The organism is Desmospora activa DSM 45169 (assembly GCF_003046315.1).
Taxonomy (GTDB): domain Bacteria; phylum Bacillota; class Bacilli; order Thermoactinomycetales; family DSM-45169; genus Desmospora; species Desmospora activa.
This window is the reverse complement of the sequence record NZ_PZZP01000001.1, coordinates 1123108-1143386: the sequence shown is the minus strand read 5'-3', so window position 1 is coordinate 1143386 and position 20279 is coordinate 1123108. Positions and strand designations below refer to the sequence as shown.

General features: G+C 50.7%; 15 protein-coding genes. 4 read left to right on the top strand and 11 right to left on the bottom strand.

The genetic code is table 11. The features are described 5' to 3' along the window. Window positions 1-16: 16 nt before the first annotated feature. The 7 genes from C8J48_RS05605 to C8J48_RS05575 form a co-directional block, all read right to left on the bottom strand. Window positions 17-1000, bottom strand: a complete 984-nt coding sequence (locus tag C8J48_RS05605) for an alpha-ketoacid dehydrogenase subunit beta (RefSeq protein WP_107725357.1) — start codon at window positions 998-1000, stop codon at window positions 17-19. After that, a complete protein-coding gene (locus C8J48_RS05600) occupies window positions 997-2007 on the bottom strand; it encodes a thiamine pyrophosphate-dependent dehydrogenase E1 component subunit alpha (protein ID WP_107725356.1) in 1011 nt (336 codons plus the stop codon). The genes C8J48_RS05605 and C8J48_RS05600 overlap by 4 nt, the downstream gene beginning before the upstream one ends. Before the next feature lie 36 nt (window positions 2008-2043). Further along, window positions 2044-3471, bottom strand: a complete 1428-nt coding sequence (lpdA, locus tag C8J48_RS05595; protein WP_107725355.1) for a dihydrolipoyl dehydrogenase — start codon at window positions 3469-3471, stop codon at window positions 2044-2046. A gap of 17 nt (window positions 3472-3488) precedes the next feature. Further along, window positions 3489-4577: a butyrate kinase gene (buk, locus tag C8J48_RS05590; protein ID WP_107725354.1), complete on the bottom strand. Its 1089-nt coding sequence runs from the start codon at window positions 4575-4577 to the stop codon at window positions 3489-3491. Between the two features lie 28 nt (window positions 4578-4605). Continuing rightward, window positions 4606-5700 carry a Leu/Phe/Val dehydrogenase gene (locus tag C8J48_RS05585; RefSeq protein ID WP_107725353.1) on the bottom strand — a complete coding sequence of 365 codons (1095 nt, stop codon included), beginning with the start codon at window positions 5698-5700 and terminating at the stop codon, window positions 4606-4608. A 19-nt stretch (window positions 5701-5719) separates the two neighbouring features. Then, the gene (ptb, locus tag C8J48_RS05580) at window positions 5720-6637 is read right to left on the bottom strand and encodes a phosphate butyryltransferase (RefSeq protein ID WP_245891184.1); all 918 of its coding nucleotides are present in this window, start codon (window positions 6635-6637) and stop codon (window positions 5720-5722) included. A gap of 229 nt (window positions 6638-6866) precedes the next feature. Further along, window positions 6867-8981, bottom strand: coding sequence for a sigma-54 interaction domain-containing protein (locus C8J48_RS05575; RefSeq protein WP_107725351.1), 2115 nt, complete (start codon window positions 8979-8981; stop codon window positions 6867-6869). Between the two features lie 123 nt (window positions 8982-9104). Here C8J48_RS05575 and C8J48_RS05570 point away from each other — a divergent pair, with 123 nt between their 5' ends. The 4 genes from C8J48_RS05570 to C8J48_RS05555 all read left to right on the top strand — a co-directional run bounded on the left by C8J48_RS05570 (window position 9105) and on the right by C8J48_RS05555 (window position 15563). After that, window positions 9105-9392 carry a DUF2627 family protein gene (locus tag C8J48_RS05570; RefSeq protein ID WP_107727595.1) on the top strand — a complete coding sequence of 96 codons (288 nt, stop codon included), beginning with the start codon at window positions 9105-9107 and terminating at the stop codon, window positions 9390-9392. A 146-nt stretch (window positions 9393-9538) separates the two neighbouring features. Next, entirely contained in the window at window positions 9539-10498 is a 960-nt protein-coding gene (locus tag C8J48_RS05565) for a superoxide dismutase (RefSeq protein ID WP_107725350.1), read from the top strand. Window positions 10499-10606: 108 nt separating this feature from the next. Further along, window positions 10607-11707, top strand: coding sequence for a M24 family metallopeptidase (locus tag C8J48_RS05560; RefSeq protein WP_107725349.1), 1101 nt, complete (start codon window positions 10607-10609; stop codon window positions 11705-11707). Between the two features lie 193 nt (window positions 11708-11900). Further along, window positions 11901-15563, top strand: a complete 3663-nt coding sequence (locus C8J48_RS05555; protein WP_107725348.1) for a dynamin family protein — start codon at window positions 11901-11903, stop codon at window positions 15561-15563. Between the two features lie 197 nt (window positions 15564-15760). Here C8J48_RS05555 and C8J48_RS19270 read toward each other — a convergent pair whose 3' ends face one another. The 4 genes from C8J48_RS19270 to C8J48_RS05535 all read right to left on the bottom strand — a co-directional run bounded on the left by C8J48_RS19270 (window position 15761) and on the right by C8J48_RS05535 (window position 20221). After that, window positions 15761-16630 carry a riboflavin biosynthesis intermediates N-glycosidase gene (locus C8J48_RS19270; RefSeq protein WP_107725347.1) on the bottom strand — a complete coding sequence of 290 codons (870 nt, stop codon included), beginning with the start codon at window positions 16628-16630 and terminating at the stop codon, window positions 15761-15763. Window positions 16631-17017: 387 nt separating this feature from the next. Next, the gene (locus C8J48_RS05545) at window positions 17018-18199 is read right to left on the bottom strand and encodes a M14 family zinc carboxypeptidase (RefSeq protein WP_107725346.1); all 1182 of its coding nucleotides are present in this window, start codon (window positions 18197-18199) and stop codon (window positions 17018-17020) included. Window positions 18200-18430: 231 nt separating this feature from the next. Further along, window positions 18431-18973 carry an RNA 2'-phosphotransferase gene (locus C8J48_RS05540; RefSeq protein WP_107725345.1) on the bottom strand — a complete coding sequence of 181 codons (543 nt, stop codon included), beginning with the start codon at window positions 18971-18973 and terminating at the stop codon, window positions 18431-18433. Between the two features lie 264 nt (window positions 18974-19237). Then, window positions 19238-20221: a 2-hydroxyacid dehydrogenase gene (locus tag C8J48_RS05535; RefSeq protein ID WP_107725344.1), complete on the bottom strand. Its 984-nt coding sequence runs from the start codon at window positions 20219-20221 to the stop codon at window positions 19238-19240. Window positions 20222-20279 lie beyond the last annotated feature (58 nt).

Below are 20279 nucleotides of genomic sequence, written 5' to 3'. Positions count from 1 at the left end.
TAGACCTCCTCACACTTTAAAACTCCGCTAAATCACGGATGGCATCCTTCACTTTGGCGGGATTAAGCATAAATTCTTTCTCCAGCGGCGGACTGTACGGCATCGCCGGCACATCGGGACCACACAAACGGCGAACGGGAGCATCCAATTCAAAAAACGCCTCTTCTGCAATGAGCGCCGCGATCTCTCCGCCAAAGCCCCCCGTTTGATTATCTTCATGAATAACCAACACCTTGCCAGTTTGGGCCACCGCTTCCAGTATCGCTTCCTTATCTAGGGGTATCAAGGTACGTAAATCGAGCACATGGACACTGATCCCTTCTTGCTCCAGCTCCTCCGCCGCCTTGAGGGCAAAGTGAAGAGTCAGCCCATAGGAGATGACGGTAACATCGGTTCCTTCCCGCTTCACTTCCGCCTTACCGATCGGCACCGTATAATCTTCCGCAGGCACTTCCCCTTTAATCAAGCGATAGCAACGCTTATGTTCAAAAAAGAGAACCGGATCATCATCGCGAATCGCGCTTTTTAAAAGACCTTTAACATCATAGGGAGTGGCGGGCGTCACAATTTTCAGTCCAGGAACCCCTGTAAACAGGCTTTCTACACTTTGGGAATGATAAAGCGCACCATGAACTCCGCCGCCATAAGGGGCTCGTATCACCAGCGGACAATGCCAGCTATTGTTGGAACGGTAGCGCATCTTTGCCGCTTCACTCACAATCTGGTTAAATGCCGGCATAATAAAATCGGCAAACTGCATTTCTGCCACCGGTCGCATGCCATAAGTGGATGCACCGATCGCCACCCCGGCGATGGCCGATTCCGTCAAAGGGGTATCCAACACTCGTTCCGCCCCAAAGTCCTCGATCAGACCGGCAGTCGCCCGAAATACCCCTCCGCGTACACCCACGTCTTCACCGAGGATAAACACCTTTTCATCTCGTTCCATCTCTTCCCGCAGAGCGAGGGTTACCGCATCGATATAGGAGATCACTGTCATAAGCGCTGTCCTCCTTCCGCTCCATACACGTAGGTATATGTTTCTTGGGCATCGGGATAAGGGGCCTGTTCAGCGTATTCCGTCGCTTCATCAACGATCTGTCCGATTTCGTGAAGAAGAGCACTCTCCCGCGCATCCGTCAGAATGCCGATCTCTTCGAGATATTTTTTGAATTGTAGGAGCGGATCGTGTTTACGTGCTTCCTCTACCTCTTGTTTTTCGCGATAAGTACGATCATCATCATCGCTGGAGTGGGGAACCAAGCGATAGGAAACCGCTTCGATCAACGTAGGCCCTTCCCCCCTGCGGGCACGGTCAGCCGCTTCCCGCACCGCTTGAAATACGGCAAGCGGGTCGTTTCCGTCCACTTTAATCCCCGGCATGCCGTATCCTTGACCGCGGGCAGCTACACTGCCACCGGCCAACTGTTTCTCTACCGGAACGGAGATGGCATATTGATTGTTTTCACAAAGGAAAATCACCGGCAAGCGATGGACTCCAGCAAAGTTTAAACCTTCATGGAAATCCCCCTGATTGCTGGACCCTTCACCAAAAGATGTAAACACGACAAAGTCTTTATTCTCCATCTTCCCCGCCAGCCCTACACCGACAGCGTGCAACAGTTGCGTCGTTACCGGAGAGGAGCCCGAAATAATGCGAAAACGTTTATCCCCGTAGTGGCCGGGCATCTGCCGACCGCCACTGTTGGGATCCTCCGCTTTGGCAAAGGCGGACAACATCTGATCCCGCGCGGATTGACCAAACGCCAGTACCATACCCAAATCGCGATAATAGGGACAAAGCCAATCTCTTTCTCGATCCAGCGCAAAGGCCGCTCCTACCTGAATCGCCTCCTGTCCCTGGCAGGAGATAACAAAAGGAATCTTGCCTGCACGATTTAACAGCCACATCCGTTCGTCAATCTTGCGCGCCAACAACATATACCGGTACATGTCAACCACTTGTTCATCCGTTAAACCTAGGTTCACATGTCGCACTTCTTTCATGATGAATCCCTCCGATCCAATATCAAGTTCCCTCCTTTAAACGGAGTGAATCGGCTTTCCATCTACTGCCAACGCCACCTCACCATATACTTCTGACAATGTCGGGTGTGGATGGATCGCCTGACTAATCTCCCAGGGAGTGGCATCCAACACTTTAGCTAGACCTGCCTCTGAGATTAATTCCGTCGCATGGGGGCCAATAATGTGAACACCGAGCAAATCATCGTGATCCTGATCAGCCACCACTTTGATAAATCCATCCGCTTCCCCGGATACCAACGATTTTCCAACCCCTCGAAACGGAAAACGGGCTGTTTTGATATTGTAACCTTTCTCCACCGCTTCCGCCTCACTTAATCCAATCGATCCAATCTCTGGACGGCTATATGTACATCGGGGCACAATGGTCGGGTCTAATGGGTGAACCGCTCTTCCCAAGATGTGATCGACGGCTAGGATTCCTTCATGGGATGCGACATGGGCCAATTGGTATCCCCCGATCACATCCCCGATCGCATAGATATGGGATTCAGCCGTCTGCATCTTGGCATTAACCTGGATAAAGCCTTTTTCCACCTGAATGGAAGTGTTATGAAGTCCAATATCCTCTGTATTGGGTTGACGCCCTACCGAAACTAGCATCCGCTCCGATTCCAGTGATCGAATCTCTCCCTCCTGCTCCAACTGCAGTCGGACACCGGCCTCCTCCACCTGCACCGTTTCCGACAACAGCTTGGCCCCAGTGAGAATCTTCACGTCCCGTTTTTGCAGCAAACGGGTCATCTCTTTGCTTACGTCAGCATCTTCAAAGGGCAGAATGCGGTCGGCAAACTCCACCACCGTCACATCCACTCCAAAATCGTTTAACATGGATGCCCATTCGATCCCAATCACACCGCCCCCTATGATCACTATCGATTTTGGAAGCGATTTCATTTCCAGAGCGTGGTCGGAAAACATCACTGCTTTGCCATCTACATTTAATCCTGGCAGACTGCGTGGACGGGAACCGGTAGCAATAATCACATGCTGAGGGACAAACATGTCATTTTCTGAGCCGTCTGCTTTCTCCACGGAAATCGTTCCCGCTTGCGGCGAAAAAATAGAGGGACCCAGTATCCGTCCTGTCCCTTCCACCACGGTGACCCCATTCTTTTCCAACAATTGCTGTACTCCATTGAAGAGCTGTGTGACAATCCGGTTTTTTCGCTGTTGTACCGACGCCATCTCCAACTGGACATCGCTTGTCAAAATACCGTAATCCTCGCTGTTTTTCATCTGCTGGTACAGCTCCGCACTTCGAAGCATCGACTTGGAAGGGATACATCCCTTGTGTAGGCAGACTCCGCCTGCTTTCGCTTTTTCCACTAGCACCGTCTTTAAACCAGCTTGGGCAGCGCGAATGGCGGCAACATAGCCACCAGGCCCCGCGCCCAATACCACCAGATCCACGTTCTCAGCCATCGCTTCACACCCTTTACTTAACCTTCGATCGGCGGGTAAGTACATGCCTCTTCTTCCCCACGGATCACTCGAAGTGCTCCTTCCACCAAAGCTTGTAACTCATTTTCGCCGGGAAGCACATAAACGGGAGCAATCCAATCAATCCGTCGGCGGATCTCCCCGGTAAAGATCTCACCGTAAGCCAGACCCCCCGTCAAAATAATCCCGTCTACGCTCCCCTCCAGCACATTGGCCGCGGCACCGATTTCCTTCGCTACCTGATAAGCCATCGCGCTGTAGACGAGACGTGCCCGTTGATCGCCTGCTTGGATGCGCTCCTCCACTTCCTTGGCGTCGGTGGTGCCGAGGTAGCCCATCAAGCCTCCCTTTCCAACGATCATCTTCATGATTTCACTGGCAAAAAACTTACCGGAATAGCTGATGGCGACCAAATCCCCAACCGGCAGAGTACCCGCCCGTTCTGGCGAGAATGGCCCTTCCCCATGCAGCCCGTTGTTAACATCTACCACTCGCCCGCGACGATGAGCCCCCACCGTGATGCCGCCACCCATATGCGCCACCACAAGGTTAATTTCATTGTACCTTTTCCCCATCCGGTCGGCGACCCTACGAGCGACTGCCTTTTGGTTGAGGGCATGGAAAATACTGCGCCGCTCAATCTGTGGCACTCCGGAAATACGTGCAATTGGATCCATTTCGTCCACAACCACTGGATCGACGATAAAAGCGGGAATCTCCAGTTTCCCCGCGATATCCTGAGCCAAAATGGCACCCAGATTGGAGGCATGCTCCCCGTAACGGCCGGAGCGCAAGTCTCGAATCATGGTATCGTTCACTTGATAGGTACCACCGGGAATCGGACGCAACAAGCCACCGCGCCCCACCACCCCCCGCAAATGGGTAAGGTTGATCCCTTTTTGCTCTAAGGTATCTAAGATGACGCGTTTGCGAAAAGGGTATTGGTTAAACAGCTCCGGATAAGCGTTCAATTCCTCGGCATCATGTCGCAGTGTCTCTTCTAAAATCGCTTTGTCATCATCATATATTCCAATCTTGGTGGATGTGGAGCCTGGATTGATCGCCAACACCCGAATCGCTTCCTGCAACGTTTCACACTCCGTTCTTTCTCGCGGGTTACTTTCGGTTTAAGACATTTCGCTCATCGAGCAAAAAGGTGCTACGAGAATGCCGTAACGTAGCGATCCGCTCTTCCGCCATCCGGTCAGCTGCTTGATAGCTGGGAATGGAATCGCGCTTGGCGATTTCAAAAACGCGCAGGATGGTATCATAGATTCCTTCCACTTTTTTCATTGCCCGTTCCCGGTTGTATCCCAATAACTCATCCGCTACATTGATCAATCCACCGGCGTTAATCACATAATCCGGGGCATAGACGATTCCTTTCTCCGCCAGAATATCCCCATGCTCGTTCCGTTGCAGCTGGTTGTTGGCAGACCCTGCAATCACACGGCAACGCAAATGGTTGATGGTATCATCGTTGATCACAGCACCTAAAGCACAAGGGGCAAAAATATCACATTCCACATCGTAGATTTTATCAGGTTCTACGGTTTCTGCACCAAAATCCCGGACCGCCCGTTCCATATTCTCTTGATTGATATCGGTAACGATTAACTTGACTCCTTCATCGTGTAAATATTGACAGAGATGATAGGCGACACTACCTACTCCTTGTACCGCCACCACTTTTCCTTCAAGGGAATCCGAACCATCGGCAATCTTGGCCGCTGCTTTCATGCCGTGATAACAGCCGTAGGCGGTAACTGGAGAGGGATTGCCACTGGAGCCAAACGCCGGCGATACACCGGTGACAAAACGCGTCTCCTCATGGATTAAGTCCATGTCTTCCTCAGTGGTTCCAACATCTTCCGCCGTGATATAGCGGCCGTTTAAACCCTGAATAAAGCGACCGAAGGCACGAAACATCGCTTCATTTTTATCCTTTTTCGGGTCTCCGATAATGACGGTTTTACCACCACCCAGATTAAGCCCCGATGCTGCCGCTTTATACGTCATTCCCCGGGCCAAGCGCAAGGCATCGACCACCGCATCCATTTCCGATTCATATGTCCACATACGAGTCCCGCCCAATGCGGGACCCAATGTGGTGTCATGAATGGCGATAATCGCCTTTAAGCCAGACTCTTTATCCTGGCAGAACAGCAGCTGTTCATAATCGTGCTCTTCCAACGTTGTAAAGATCTCCATCGTTTAGACTCCTTCCGGGTCATCGCTCGCCTTTCTTCATTCGATCCGCCTGTAATACCGCCAGGGCGATCGAGTGTAGTTTGGCCTCATGGGTGTCCGCGCGGGAGGTGAGAACCACGGGAGCAGCAGCGCCCAGGACTAGGGCACCGATTTTGGCTTTGGCGAAATAGACCATGGATTTATAAAGGATATTACCGGCTTCAATGTCCGGCACCAACAGGACATCGGCACGGCCTGCGACAGGGCCTGCGATTTTTTTATGTTCCGCCGCTTCTACCGAAACAGCGTTATCCAGCGCAAACGGACCGTCCACAATCGCTCCCTTAAGTTGACCCCTACGGTTCATCTGCGCGAGAGCGGCTGCCTCCAACGTCGGCGGCATATTGGGATTGACCACTTCTACCGCTGCCAACGCCGCTACCTTTGGTTCATTTTGACCCAAGGAATGACAAAATTGAACCGTATTTTCCGTGATCTGCACCTTCTCTTTTAAGCTTGGTTCTACATTGAGAGCGGCATCGGTGACATGGATCAGCCGATCAAAGCCGGATACCTCAAATGTCGTTACATGACTTAGCACTTTACCGCTGCGCAACCCGGCTTCTTTATTGAGGATTGCTCGCAGAAAGTCAGAGGTATGTACCATCCCTTTCATCACCACATCCGCATCACCGTTGCGCACGGCTTGCACTGCTTTAGAACAGGCTTTCGCCGGATGGGGTTCATGGGTGATTTTTTCTTCCTCCAGCTGTAAGTGGAGCTCAGCTGCCAGTTGGCGAATACGGACTTGATCACCAAACAACAGAAAATCAGCGATACCCCGCTGTTGTGCATCCGCCACCGCCGCCAGCACCTCGTGATCATCCGCCGCTGCAACAGCAACGGTAACAGCTGGAAGAAATTCTGCGTGTTTGAGTACCTGTGCAAAGCTCTTGATCGTTTCCACAACATCCACCTCATTTTTCCGACCAGCGTGCAACCATTGCATCGTGTCGAAGTCTATTTTTTGCGATTTGGTCGGCCCCCATGCAAGAAGAGCAATTTCCATGCCAAACTCGCCGGACCGATTTTCCTGCTAAAAGGCACACAATCCTTAACTAGCACGGCGAGGAGCCTGCAAAAAAATGCAGACTCCATGAACCATCTTTCCTGCAAAATTTTGCAGGCTACTCTCGATTGTTGTCAAGCGGTATTTCCTCTGTAAACGCTTCTTTTTCATTTTTACCGTCAAGCCCGTGCTTTCCCAATTTGTAATAAAGACTGCGAACCGAAATCCCTAAGCGGCGAGCCGCTTCTGTTTTATTGCGGTTTGTACGTTCTAATACCCGTAGGAGATGTTCTCGCTCAACCGAATCGAGGAGATCCTGCAACACATCCCCTTCTTGTATAGGAAGGAGTGATTCAGAAACGGGAGAAGTGGACGGCCGGGGAACCGGCAGCGGAAGAAGATGGTCCTTCTGAATGATTTGATCATGGAAAGACATATTGATCATTGCTCTCCCCAAAACATTTTCCAGCTCCCGGACATTTCCTGACCAATCGTAGGCGCGAAGGGCTGCAAAGGTTTCCGGACTGATGCCGGAGACATGGCGACCATATTCTTGGTTAAACTTTTTGACCAAAAACAGCGCCAACGCCTCGAGGTCGCTTTTACGTCTTCGCAACGGTGGAATATAGATCGGTAACATATTAAGGCGATAATAGAGATCTTCACGGAAGCACCCTTCGCGAATCGCTTTTTCTAAGTCGACATGGGTAGCGGCAATCACCCGTACATCGACGGGGATCGCTTTGGTCCCGCCGACACGGACTACTTCTTTTTCCTGAAGCACGCGCAGCAATTTCGCTTGTGTTGAGGTAGACATTTCCCCGATTTCGTCCAGAAAGATGGTCCCGCCGCTGGCTTCCTCAAACAAACCTTTTTTACCGCCGCGCTGTGCACCGGTAAACGCCCCTTCCTCATAACCGAAAAGCTCGCTCTCCAGTAACGACTCCGACAAGGCAGCACAATTAACCCGCACAAATTGGCTAAACTTGCGGGTCGAGTCATGGTGGATAGCATGAGCGAACAGCTCCTTGCCTGTACCCGATTCGCCGCGTAGAAGAACCGTCGCTCGGGTACGCGCCCCCTGCTTCGCTTGCCGCAAGGCGATCCGCATCTCCTCGCTCTCCCCGATGATATCATCAAAGGTGTACTTAGCCTCCAGCGTACGGATAATGCGTCGTGCTCGCTCCAATTCACGGGTTAATTGCTTGATTTCAGACATATCGTGAATGATGCCGACGCTTCCCTTCAACTTTCCTTCGATCACGATAGGAGCCACATTAACGACGACATCTTTGCGGTGAGGGCCTACCTTCATCGGAACCCCACGAAAAGGCTTGCCCGTCTTCAGCACTTTCATATGCATGCTTTCTCCTTCGGAGATATCAGTATCCGCAGGTTTTCCGATCACCTCTTCCGGAGCGAGACCTGTCAGCCGCGTATAAGCGGGATTGATCAATACCCCGTTGCCCTCCGTATCCACCACGGAAATCGCATCGTCGGAAGAATCGATAATGGCCTGAAGATGACTTTTCATACTTTGTAAATCCGTCACCTGCTGCGTCAGCGCCTGTACTTCGGTGATATCCCGAAACACCGCCACCGCTCCGATGGTGTTTCCGGCGCGATCCAGAACCGGTTCCCGATTGGTCACAATCTGTTTGCCGTTAGTCAAAACCAGGGACTGGTTTAGCTCAGATCGGCCGCTGGCCAGCACACGATCGAGCCGGGTATTAGAGATGGCCTCAGCAATGGAACGCCCCATCACCTGCTGAGCGGTCATTCCGATCAGCCGTTCTGCCGCCCGATTAAACAGCGTAATCTCGCCGTGCCGATTGACAGCGATCATCCCGTCATGGGTAGAGTTGACGATCGCATCCAACTCCAATTGCCGTTGGCGCCATGCCTCAAACCACTGTTCCTTCTCCTCGATCAGATGCATGATCAGGTTGGCAACCTCACCGGAAACGACCAAAGTGCGACCATCGGTACGCTGGCATAAATCGCGGTATACCTTCGGTTTCCCTGTCACCTCCAGGATGACGTCAAGCTCTTCTCGGAGAAAGGGGGAGACATTGTTTCCGGTAGGAATCCCCAGCCGCTGAGCTTCATTGATCGCAGGAGCTCCAGGCTCGATATCCACCACTCCTACTACCGTTACCCGATCCATTTCACGTAGGGTGCGAAGAAGCGCCGTTCCCCCTTTTCCACCGCCAACGATCAGAAAACGTTTCATGGACGTTCCCCCGTTTCTACTCTCCGTTTATTATCTTAACACAACCTTCACCTCAACCGATCAAGCACCCTTGGCGATCAAACTGTGTTTGGGTTACCATAGGAGAGAAAGGTGTGGCAAACGATGATCTATCAACGAATCTTGGCCCTGTTGATCTTGTGTATTCCCGGAGTGGCCGCTGTCTACGGTTGGACATTGCTGCGCGATGTCTTTTTTGACTACTTTGCCGGCGAAGGACTTCACTGGGGTTTATTCTCCCTCGGTGTATTCCTTTTCTTAGGAGGAATCGCTCTCGTAGGAAGCTTTCTCTTTTACCGCGATGCCAAACGGAATCAGATACAGCCGATGTTGCTCCTGTTATTACGCAAAATCAAGAAGAAAAAAGCGTCCAAACAAGCGAATAACTCATAAGAGATCTCGGGAATATCTTCTCCAACAACAAAACGGTTTCCATAACGGAAACCGTTTTGTTGTTGGGTTGTGTGCTAAGCACACGCCCCGCCCGTTTGATCATATGCTGTGGTAAGTGTTCAATATCACCTTTGGAGGAGAATCGGATGGAATATTGGAACTCCCACACCGATCGTTTACGCAGCTTGCGCAACGAGTTGATCACTTTTTCCCGCACCGCCCGTCGCACTTTGCACACCTTGTTGACAAAGGAAAACCCGGAAGCCACAGCATTTCTCGACAAACTAAAACAGTTGGAAGAACAAGTAAGCTCCAGCCACCCTCGCCACCTATACGGGTTGCGCAAGGAAGCGCGCCGTATCTGGAAAGAAATCCCGCAATTGCAAGACCAGGTGCAACCCGCCGCTCTCTCCTCAGAGGGAGAACAGTCGGAAGAAAAATCGGAAGCCACAACTGAAAACCACAGCATTCCCCTCAATCCTGTCCCGATCGGCAAACATACCTTGCCCCCACTTCCCTACCCTTATGATGCATTGGAGCCTTATATTGACACGAAAACGATGCACCTTCATCACGATGAACACCATAAAAGCTATGTCGATGGATTGAACAAAGCGGAAAAAATGATGGCAAAAGCCCGTCAAACCGGCGATTTTGATTTGATTAAACACTGGGAACGGGAAGCCTCTTTCAATGGAGCCGGCCATTATCTACACACCCTATTTTGGGAGATCATGAGTCCCAACGGAGGGGGCAAACCCACCGGGAAACTGGCCCAGCAAATTCAACAGGACTTCGGCAGCCTTGACGCTTTTAAAAAACACTTCTCCTCCGCCGCAAACAAGGTAGAAGGCGGAGGCTGGGCTCTTCTTATCTGGTCCCCACGCTCCCATCGACTAGAGATTCTACAAGCAGAAAAACATAACAACCTCTCCCAACAGGATCAAGTTCCCCTGCTCGCCCTTGATGTCTGGGAACACGCTTACTACCTAAAATACCCCAATAAACGGAAAGAATATATTAAAGCTTGGTGGCATGTGGTCAACTGGCCCGCAGTCGATCAGCGTTTTCGAGAAGCGCGGCACCTTTTATGGAAGCCATCTTAATCTTCACATGTTGATTTTCCGATTGAGAAGATGTCCACTGGTTTCAATTCCCCTTTTCTTCCGGTCGTGGTAGAGTAAAAAGAAAACATCCGCAAAGAGGGGGATCCCATGAACACCCGTCTGGACAATCTTATCCGTCGGTTAAATCAGGAGTCTGTAGACGCCGCTTTTTTCACCTCTCCGTCTACCATATACTATCTTACTGGATTTCATTGCCATCCCCATGAACGATTGTTGGCTCTTGGTCTGGTGCCGGGAGCGGAACCCTTTCTCGTCTGTCCCAGCCTAGAGCGATCCCGTGCGGAACAGGCCGGATGGACCGCCGACATCCTCACATATAGCGATGCAGAAGATCCTTGGAGCAAAGTAAAAAAAGCATATCAGGATCGCCTCAACCAAGACGCCATACGGCTGGCCGTAGAAAAATCACAGCTGCCTCTCGCGCGGGCGGAAGCATTACAAGCCTTATTTTCCACCGTTACCTTTATCGACGGTGAAGCCATCATCAATGAACACCGGGCGATCAAAGATGATGATGAAATCGCCATTTTAGAGCGAGCCGCCGTACTCGCCGACTTTGGTGTGGAAGCGGGCGTTTCCGTATTGCAAGAAGGGATCACTGAGATGGAAGTTGTCGCCCATCTTGAAGCAGAGTTAAAAAAGAAAGGCATCCATGAGATGGCGTTTTCCACGATGGTGCTGTTTGGAGAAAAAACTGGTGAACCCCACGGAAAACCAGGCTCACGCACTTTGAAACGAGGCGATCTGGTCTTATTTGATCTAGGGGTTGTGCTGGAGGGCTATTGCTCCGACATCACCCGTACCGTAGCCTTCCAGACGGTAGATGATGAATTGCAGCGCATTTACCAAACGGTGCAACATGCTCAAACCGCCGCACTCCAACAATGCCGCCCAGGTATTCCGATGCGCGAAGTGGACATCGCCGCCCGCACCATCATCGATGAGGCCGGTTATGGTGAATACTTTTCCCACCGTGTTGGACACGGATTGGGTCTGGATGCCCACGAATTCCCTTCCATCCACGATCAAAATGAAAACATCTTAAAAGAAGGAATGGTTTTCACCGTGGAACCGGGCATCTATGTTCCCGGCAAAGGCGGTGTCCGCATCGAAGACGATGTATTGATTACCGCCGATGGATGTAAAATTCTCACTCAATATCCGAAGGATTGGCGAGTGGTAACATAAATCCACCATTGATCCTCCTTTTGCAACAATGGTCCGTACCAAACCGGTACGGGCCGTTGTTTTTCCTATAGCGTATCTCAAGGTTCAAAACCAAAGCGTTTACGGGTAAACCAAGCTGTATTAACATAAAGCATAGTGAACTCTATACAAACATCATCATTGACGACATCAAACAGAGGAGTATGAAGAAACCATGCTGGGAACCAAACCGGAAACCGCGGTCCTACCACTCTTGTCCGTTCGTGAGGCGATGATGCGAGCGGGCGATAACGAACGCGCCCACCGCATCGGTGACTTGGCTCTCAAATCCCATCGAAAGCAATTTACGCTCGCCTTGTGCGGCCATTTTTCCGCGGGTAAATCGACGATGCTCAATACCCTGGTGGGAAAGGAACTGCTCCCAACCAGCCCCATCCCCACAAGTGCCAATATCGTTAAAATCCGCCACGGCGAAAGCCAAGTGAGGCTTACCCTATCTTCCGGTGCCGTTCATTCTTATCCCGGCACCTATACGGAAGCGGATTTAAAGGCGCTTTGCAAAAACGGAGACGAAGTGGTCACCGTCGAAGTGGTACGTCCCGATCTATCATTGTCCCCTGGGGTGCAATGGTTGGATACTCCTGGTATCGACTCCACGGATGACACCCATCGCGCAGCGACGGAATCCGCTCTGCACCTCGCCGATGCCATTTTATATGTGATGGATTATAACCATGTACAGTCCGAACACAACCTACAATTTTTGCGCGATCTATCCCAGCGCGGTAAACGTTTAACCTTGATCATCAACCAAGTGGATAAACATCGGGAAGAGGAGCTACCCTTTTACCAGTATCAGCAACGGGTGGAGGAAACTTTTCATCAATGGGGATTGCAGATGGATTCGATCTTTTACACCTCCCTACGATATCCCGATCATCCTTTAAACGAGTGGCAACAGTTGCAAATGGCCATCCAACAGCTAATAACCCAGAGGGACACCTTTGGGAAAGAATCGGTGCAACGGGAAGGGGCTTATCTGCTGCAGGAACACCTGACACAAATGGAACGGGAGCGACAGGAAAAGGTTGAAGCCTGGATTCAAGACCTTGGCACTCCCCTTCCCAAAGAGGAAGAGGTACAACGGGAAGAGCAGCAGCTACAGGAGCAACATCATTCCCTGTTGCGGGAGCAGCAATCCATTCGCACTCGCTTTCACAACGGCCTGGAACCATCGATTAAAAATGCCCACCTCACTCCTTACCCTTTACGGGAAGCGGCCCGCAACTATCTGGAGACTCAACTTACTCCATTCCGGGTTGGAATCCTCTTTTCCCGCAGCAAAACGGAACGGGAAAAAGAGCGTCGCTTCCAAGCGTTTTGGCAACCATTTCAGGAAACGGTACGAACGCAACTCGATGTGCATGTACGAAAACAGGTTATCCACTTTTTAAAAGACGAAGGCGTATATAGCGACACAATTGGAACACGTATTCAGACAGAGAACATGCCGATTACCCCTGAACTGCTTTATACCACCATCAAGGAGGGAGCCCGTCTAAGCGGAGACTACGTTCTCAAATACTGTGATGATCTGGCTCAAGCCGTCAAACGTACGTATCAACAATGGGCAGAATCCTGGTGGAACGAGGTGCACGACAACTGGTCCACCACACATAAACAGCAAACGACGGAAATCGAAAATCGTCTGCAAGCACTCAAACAGGCGACAAAATTGTGGGAACAGATCCGCGCCTCCGAAAAGGAAGCTTCCGCTTACCGCACCCAACTACAAGGATGGCTTGACGGCACCCGGGAATGCGAATGGCAAGCGGAATGGGATGAATGGCTGAACCGTCAACATCACGACATCATCACCACCGATTCCTTCGACTTCGGGGCTAGTAACGTCACCCAAGCAGCTTCTGCGGAAGAGACAGTGGCTACAACCAGTGAAAGCGACAACAATGAAACGGACATCATCTTATCCCATATTCGCACCGCGGAAACGGTAATGGACCGCCTTCCTGGGCTGGAAACCGTGCGGAAGGAATTAATCGTAAAACGACAGCGGTTGGAACAGCGACGGTTTACGGTTGCATTGTTTGGAGCGTTTTCCGCCGGCAAATCCTCTTTTGTCAACGCGCTGATCGGAGACGCCGCTTTGCCTGTCTCTCCCAATCCGACCACTGCCGCCATCAATCGCATCACGGCACCTAATGACGGCCATCAACACGGCGATGCCCTCATCAAATACAAATCAGAAGCCACTTTACTGACGGACTTGCGCTCAATTTATGCTTTGTTCCAGCAGCAGGTAGAATCGATCGAGGAAGCGTTGGCGGGAATCGATCGTCTGTTGGCCATTCGCTCTCCCCACCCCCGGCAGCAAACCTGCTTCCCCTTCTTACAGGCGGTACGGAACGGCTGGGAAACATTCCGCCAACGACTTGGCACTACGGAAAAAGTGAAGCGGGACACGTTTGCCCAGTATGTGGCACAAGAGGATACCGCCTGCTTTGTGGAATGGGCGGAACTATACCATGACAATCCTCTCACCCGAGCAGGTATCACCCTCGTGGATACTCCGGGAGCGGATTCCATCCATGCTCGCCATACAGAGGTCGCTTTCCGCTATATTAAGGATGCCGACGCCATCTTGTTTATCACCTATTACAATCATGCCTTCTCCCAGGCGGATCGCCAGTTTTTGCTGCAACTGGGTCGGGTAAAAGATTCGTTTGCTATGGACAAGATGTTTTTTGTCATGAATGCGGCTGATCTCGCCTCCTCGCCGAAAGAACGGCAGGAAGTGATGTCATACCTACAGGAGCAATTGATCACCTTTGGCATCCGCGATCCACGGCTCTTCGCCGTATCCAGCCTGGATGCGCTGACGGAAAAGCAAGCGGGTATCAGGGGAGAAAACTCCGGTCTCGCGGCGTTTGAACAGGCATTTACACAGTTTTTACAACAGGATCTGGCCCAGGTTACCCTTTACTCCATGAAGCAAGAGGTGGAACGGGCACATCGCATTCTGCTACGCCAAGTTGAAGCGGCACACCAAGGAAGTCAAACACGCGAGGCACAACAACTAGCCTTACAATCGGAAAAAGAATCGATCTTACGTTTAGTGGAAGCTGTAGATGGACGAATCGATGAACTTGCCTTGCAGCAGGAATTGGAGGAGCTCTTTTATTACATCCGGCAGCGGCTCTTTCTGCGATACCCCGATCTCTTCAGCGAATGTTTCAACCCGGGAGCGTTACGGGAAGACAAAGGCTCAATCAAGGAGCAACTACAAGCCTGTACGCTGGAATTGACCGACTTTATCCGACATGAGCTGGCGCAAGAATTGCGTGCCACCGGCTTACGGTTGGAAAATTGGTTAAACCGACGATTTGATACCCGCCACGATGCGTTATCTACACAGCTGGCTGCCATCCATGCGGAGGTGCCTTTGGCTGACAGGGAGGAGCAAAAATGGGAAACACCTACGATCGATCGTCCCTTTCCCGAGCTACAACTAAAAGATCTCAAACCGGCTCTCACTGCTTTTAAAGGAACCAAAGATTTCTTCGCCAAAAATGGTCGGATCCATGTGCGCGATCAGATGCAGACGATTTTGGAAGAAGCCGTCACTGCTACCTTAAAAAAAGAACACACACGCTTTTTTGACATATACAGCCAGCAATGGAGACAAGCCCTGGTTCAATGGAAGTACCAATCTGCTGCCGATATCCGTGATCATTTTACCCAACTGATCGCGCTATTGGATAAACCAGCCGACCCTGCCTCCCTGGAAGAAGCAGCAACAGCGTTACAACAGGAGATTGAGGGAATTAGAAAAGCGTTTGAGGAAAGCGAGAATATTTGATAGCATATCCCATCATTCTTTCATCTTCGCTGACTCAAAAATTCTCCCCAATCGTTTCATCCTCACTATTACCGTTTACATCAAAACAAGCGTCTGCTACCTCTCGGTAACTGACGCTTGTTTTCTTTTCTCCCTTATTTCTCTCATCATATCGGCACAACATCCTGTAACTTGAAACAGGACTTTTTTGATCCAAATCAATTCTCCAACAAAAAGGGATGAGTCTCTTTCTTCAAGCCGTATTTAAGCCGGTCCCGAACCACGGGATCGGAGATCATGGTTAATGCCTTTTCCACGGAAAACACACCCACCTCTTCACTCTCGCTGCCGGCAACACGTTCACCTTTGATCGGAATTCCCAAGAAAAGATGTTTAACCATATTGCGCTCCACCCGCTGTGATACCCCACAATACGTTGTCACTTCAATATCGATCCCCGTCTCTTCCTTCACCTCCCGTATAGCCGCTTCCTTGAGCGACTCCCCTTCCTCCACTTGTCCCCCCGGCAGCTCCCATCCTCGCAGTCGATCTTTTACCAGCAGAACTTCACCGTGATCATCGATCACCACAACTGAGACGGATATCGCATGCTTCGGTTCATGTAACAACGCCTCCCGCAACTGTGTCAGTATGTAGCCGAGATCGTTGCTACCTCGCCATTGCTGCGGATCATGAATACGGGGATCATCTTCCGCCAATCCGACACCCCAAATCCGATCCACCGGACTGGCCTCTACTAAGGTCGTCCCCTCTGTTTGCAATAATGCGGCTTTTAACTCCGGATTTTGCGTAAATTTAGCGTAGTTACCTTCATAGACGATACGCTTGCGATGCTTTTCCCACACCATATCATCAAACCCTTTTACTTTTCGTCCCAGCCGTTTTTGTTCGATCGGGGAATCACTCTTCATAATTTTTTCCGCACTCTCATCATCGTGGAACAATAACGCTTTTTGCTGCATCATATACTGTTCGGCACAATTGTACACCATCCCATTTACTACAAACGAGGATCGATGCCACTGGGAGAAAGGGGATTCCGTTTGCCAAAAAAAAGTATACATCATCGATGTTTCCTCCTGGATGAAACCTCTCTTCACTTGAAAAAAAGGCAGATTTTCAAGTTGTTTTCTTGTTTATTTTAGTCGAAAGAAACCAATCGTGGTCATATAAATTATATATTGATGGCGGGGGCAGGTCGTCGAAGGCATAAACCAACACCGTGATCAACAGGTAAATCCACACGCATAAGTTACTTTGTCATCAATCTGGCCGCCTGTTGGGGCGGCCATCAGTAAAGGGGGTTTATTTACTTATACTTAGGCAGGCTGTAGAAATCGTTGCCGTCAAGCTCCTCAACCGAACCATCGGCCATGCGTTCGGCTATGCTGAACAACCCGGAGAGCACCAGTGAGTCAACATCCCTCTTCCTTACACGGATTCACTTTGATGGATTAACGATCGGTTTGAGGAATTTGGTCGTACGCTTCAGGATCGATCTCGTATACCTCGCCAGAGGCAACCGATTGCAAAATTCCGTGCAGCCCCCGTTCAACCGTCTTGATGAGTTGACCTTTCATTTTCTGTCCCATGCTCTGGGTTTGACCGCGGACTTCGAACAACACGGCTCCGCTTCCATTGAGGGCAAAGGAGCCCAGCGCCGTTCCGGGTAGGTCGATATCCTGGGGATACAGCGTTATATTTTTAAAGATCGAGTTTCCTTGCCGGAGAGCCTGGTAGGCCGCCACGTTTAGCTGCCGGGAGAAGTCGAAGTTGTAGCGGTCAGCATATTCGGCGTAATCCGAACCAGGGGAAGAAGGGTCCTGGACGAACTTTCCGGAGAGTGACATGGTGACCAGATCATCACTCCCCTCGACGTAATAGTAGGGAGCTTGGTGATGCAGGTCGACGTAGACATCGACTTGACCGTATTCATTTTGAAGAGATTTGTAAATGTCCCGGATAATGCGAGATTCCGGTGTAATATACCAACCGGGCTCGCTGGAGGAACCGGGGAAGTCCTCGGCACGTGGGACATAGTCGAGGTTCGGATGATAATCCCGATTGACGTCAAAGCCTGGATTTTGAGTGTAATCATGACCCTGCAGTGTTCGGGTGTAGTAGTTCCAGGCGGGCTGAACCTCGGCCAGTTGGGGGAAATCCTGCACAACTTCATCCCAGGTCATGTCATTCCCGCGCCGTTCCTTTTCCGCTGCATCAGGGTTCATTTGGGGAACAGCCACCAGGGTAATTTCGTCACGTACTTTTTGGGCTTCTGGGGAGTTACTGGAACCGAGGAACTGAAGAAGATTGACCAGTGCCTGGGTCCCCGTCGGTTCGTTACCGTGAATCTGGCTGGTGATGAGGACGACTTTTTCACCCGTTCCCACCGTGGCTTTATGGATGGTGCGCCCGCGATTGGACGTGCCGGCGGCTTCTACTTCGATGCGACCTTGACTATTCTTCTCAATCTGTTTCAACGCTTTTACCAATTCATCGTAACTCAGGAAACCGGAGGTGTTCAGATTACCGTTATCCGGGGTTCCGGGTTGAGTATCGGGCTTCTCGGCGAAGACGACAGAGTTGAGACTGAGGGAAAGCACCAGACACAGCAACAGAGTCATAATTCTTTTCATTTGTATGACCTCCTCATTTATTTACCATAGAGAAATCCAACAGTAGCGTTCTAAATATTTCGACACTGGAAATTGTTTTCCTCCTAAGATTCCAAATATTCGACTTCCCTTTCACCGCGACTCTCTGAAAAGATAGCACCACCTGGCACGAATTCCTTTCGAAACACAAAGAAAGCACCTTTTAACCTTTTTTGCGTCAAAGGGGGTTTTCTGATGTCCTGAAAATGACTCTCACAATCCCTCCAAATAGCGCGGCGGCACCGCTTTCGTCAGCCATACACCATTATCGGACCGATAAAAGGTATATCCGTCAGCGGCCATTTCCTTTGCTCCCACTTTTAGAACTACCGGTCGCCCATGCCGTTTCCCGACGCGGATCGCAGTCTGCGGGTCTCCGGATAAATGCACATGATGACGGTTTCTTTTTAGTAACCCTTGTTTCTCAATGGAAGGGAGAAATTGACGGGCGGTTCCATGATACAGCCACAGCGGCGGCTGCACTGGCTTTAATCCCAAATTGACAGAGAGCGAATGCCCCTGGTTCGCTCGAATTTTGCTCCCATCTTCGTTAAAAGCGAAGCGCTGTTTATCGTTTGTTTTGACCAATCGCTCCAAAGTAGCACGATCAATCGGCATCCCATGCTGACGACAAGCAGTAAGCAAGCGATCCACTTCCACCCAACCACCCGCCTCCAGTTGGATTCCCACCCTTTCTGGGCGATGGCGTAGAATTAAGCTGAGAAATTTGCTTTGTTGAATATCCTCTCTTTTCATAGCATCCTCGCTTTTTGATGTTCTTTTGAATGGTATCATTTCACTTGTCCATCCGATAGCCAGTTGATCTTGTTCCCTATAACTTCAATCGACGGTTTTCCTTGTTTCGAGTGCAAAAAAAGAGAGTAAAAGATGGTCAGGCTTGTGAGAGGGGTAAAAAAACCCCTCCCCCACCTGACGCTCGCTTTCATCCCCATAGCTGAAGCTAGGGGTTATCCCGCTCACAAAGATAAAAGCAGCTGCAACAATCAGCAGCCCCTTATCTCACGATTTCCCCCATACTTCTGGATTAACCAAGTGATCCGGCTTTTCCCCTGTTAATGCCTTAAGCAGATTATCTGCCGCCAGCTGTGCCATCGCGATCCGTGTCTTGATGCTGGCGCTTCCGATATGAGGTAACGCTACCACATTGGGCAATGACAGGAGCGGATGTTGGGGTGAAACCGGTTCTTCGACAAACACATCCAAGCCGGCAGCCCAAATGGTTCCGTCTTTTAAAGCCGCCACCAGCGCCTCTTCATTGACGATGCCACCACGTGCCGTATTGATCAACACCGCGCTTTTTTTCATCAAGGAGAGCTCACGCCGGTCGATTAGATTTTTGGTTTCCGGGGTGTATGGGGTTAGGACACAGACAAAATCGGATTGCTGCAGTAACGCATCCAAATCCACATATTGAATGCCCAACTCGTTTTCCACTTCCCGCTTACGAGAACGATTGTAATAAAGCACATCCATATCAAACCCTTTAGCTCTTTTGGCCACCGCTTGCCCAATCCGGCCCAGTCCGATGATTCCCAGGGTGGAGCCATGAACCTCCTGCCCGGTCAATAACATCGGCGCCCAGGTGTGCCATTGGCCCTGGCGTACAAATCGTTCTCCCTCTACCAGCCTTCTCGCCGTCGCCAATAGAAGGGCAAAGGTGAGATCAGCCGTGGTTTCGGTTAACACCCCTGGTGTATTGGCCACCACCATCCCTCTTTGCGTCGCTGTATCAACATCGATGTTGTTGTACCCAACCGCCATATTACTGATTACCCGCAGCTTTTTGGCGTGATTGAGCAGCTCCGCATCGATCGATTCCGTCAACATACAGTATAACCCGTCCACTTCCGCAATCTCCCGTTGCAATACCTCCCGCGGGACGGGAGTCTCCTCTTCTTCCCACATGCGTACCTCACATGTTTGTGCAATCCTTTTAACGACCTCTTCTGGTATTTTGCGCGTAATATAAATGCTGTTTTTCAAAGGGAATCACTCCTTTACCACTATACAAAAAAGCTGCCAAATGATCTTCGGCAGCAAA

Coding starts and splice junctions, on each gene's coding strand:
- C8J48_RS05545 (WP_107725346.1), bottom strand. CDS start 18,199: ATGAAAAGAATTATGACTCTGTTGCTGTGTCTGGTGCTTTCCCTCAGT.
- C8J48_RS05605 (WP_107725357.1), bottom strand. CDS start 1,000: ATGACAGTGATCTCCTATATCGATGCGGTAACCCTCGCTCTGCGGGAA.
- C8J48_RS05600 (WP_107725356.1), bottom strand. CDS start 2,007: ATGAAAGAAGTGCGACATGTGAACCTAGGTTTAACGGATGAACAAGTG.
- C8J48_RS19270 (WP_107725347.1), bottom strand. CDS start 16,630: ATGATGTATACTTTTTTTTGGCAAACGGAATCCCCTTTCTCCCAGTGG.
- lpdA (WP_107725355.1), bottom strand. CDS start 3,471: ATGGCTGAGAACGTGGATCTGGTGGTATTGGGCGCGGGGCCTGGTGGC.
- C8J48_RS05585 (WP_107725353.1), bottom strand. CDS start 5,700: ATGGAGATCTTTACAACGTTGGAAGAGCACGATTATGAACAGCTGCTG.
- C8J48_RS05575 (WP_107725351.1), bottom strand. CDS start 8,981: ATGAAACGTTTTCTGATCGTTGGCGGTGGAAAAGGGGGAACGGCGCTT.
- C8J48_RS05555 (WP_107725348.1), top strand. CDS start 11,901: ATGCTGGGAACCAAACCGGAAACCGCGGTCCTACCACTCTTGTCCGTT.
- C8J48_RS05560 (WP_107725349.1), top strand. CDS start 10,607: ATGAACACCCGTCTGGACAATCTTATCCGTCGGTTAAATCAGGAGTCT.
- C8J48_RS05540 (WP_107725345.1), bottom strand. CDS start 18,973: ATGAAAAGAGAGGATATTCAACAAAGCAAATTTCTCAGCTTAATTCTA.
- C8J48_RS05570 (WP_107727595.1), top strand. CDS start 9,105: ATGATCTATCAACGAATCTTGGCCCTGTTGATCTTGTGTATTCCCGGA.
- C8J48_RS05565 (WP_107725350.1), top strand. CDS start 9,539: ATGGAATATTGGAACTCCCACACCGATCGTTTACGCAGCTTGCGCAAC.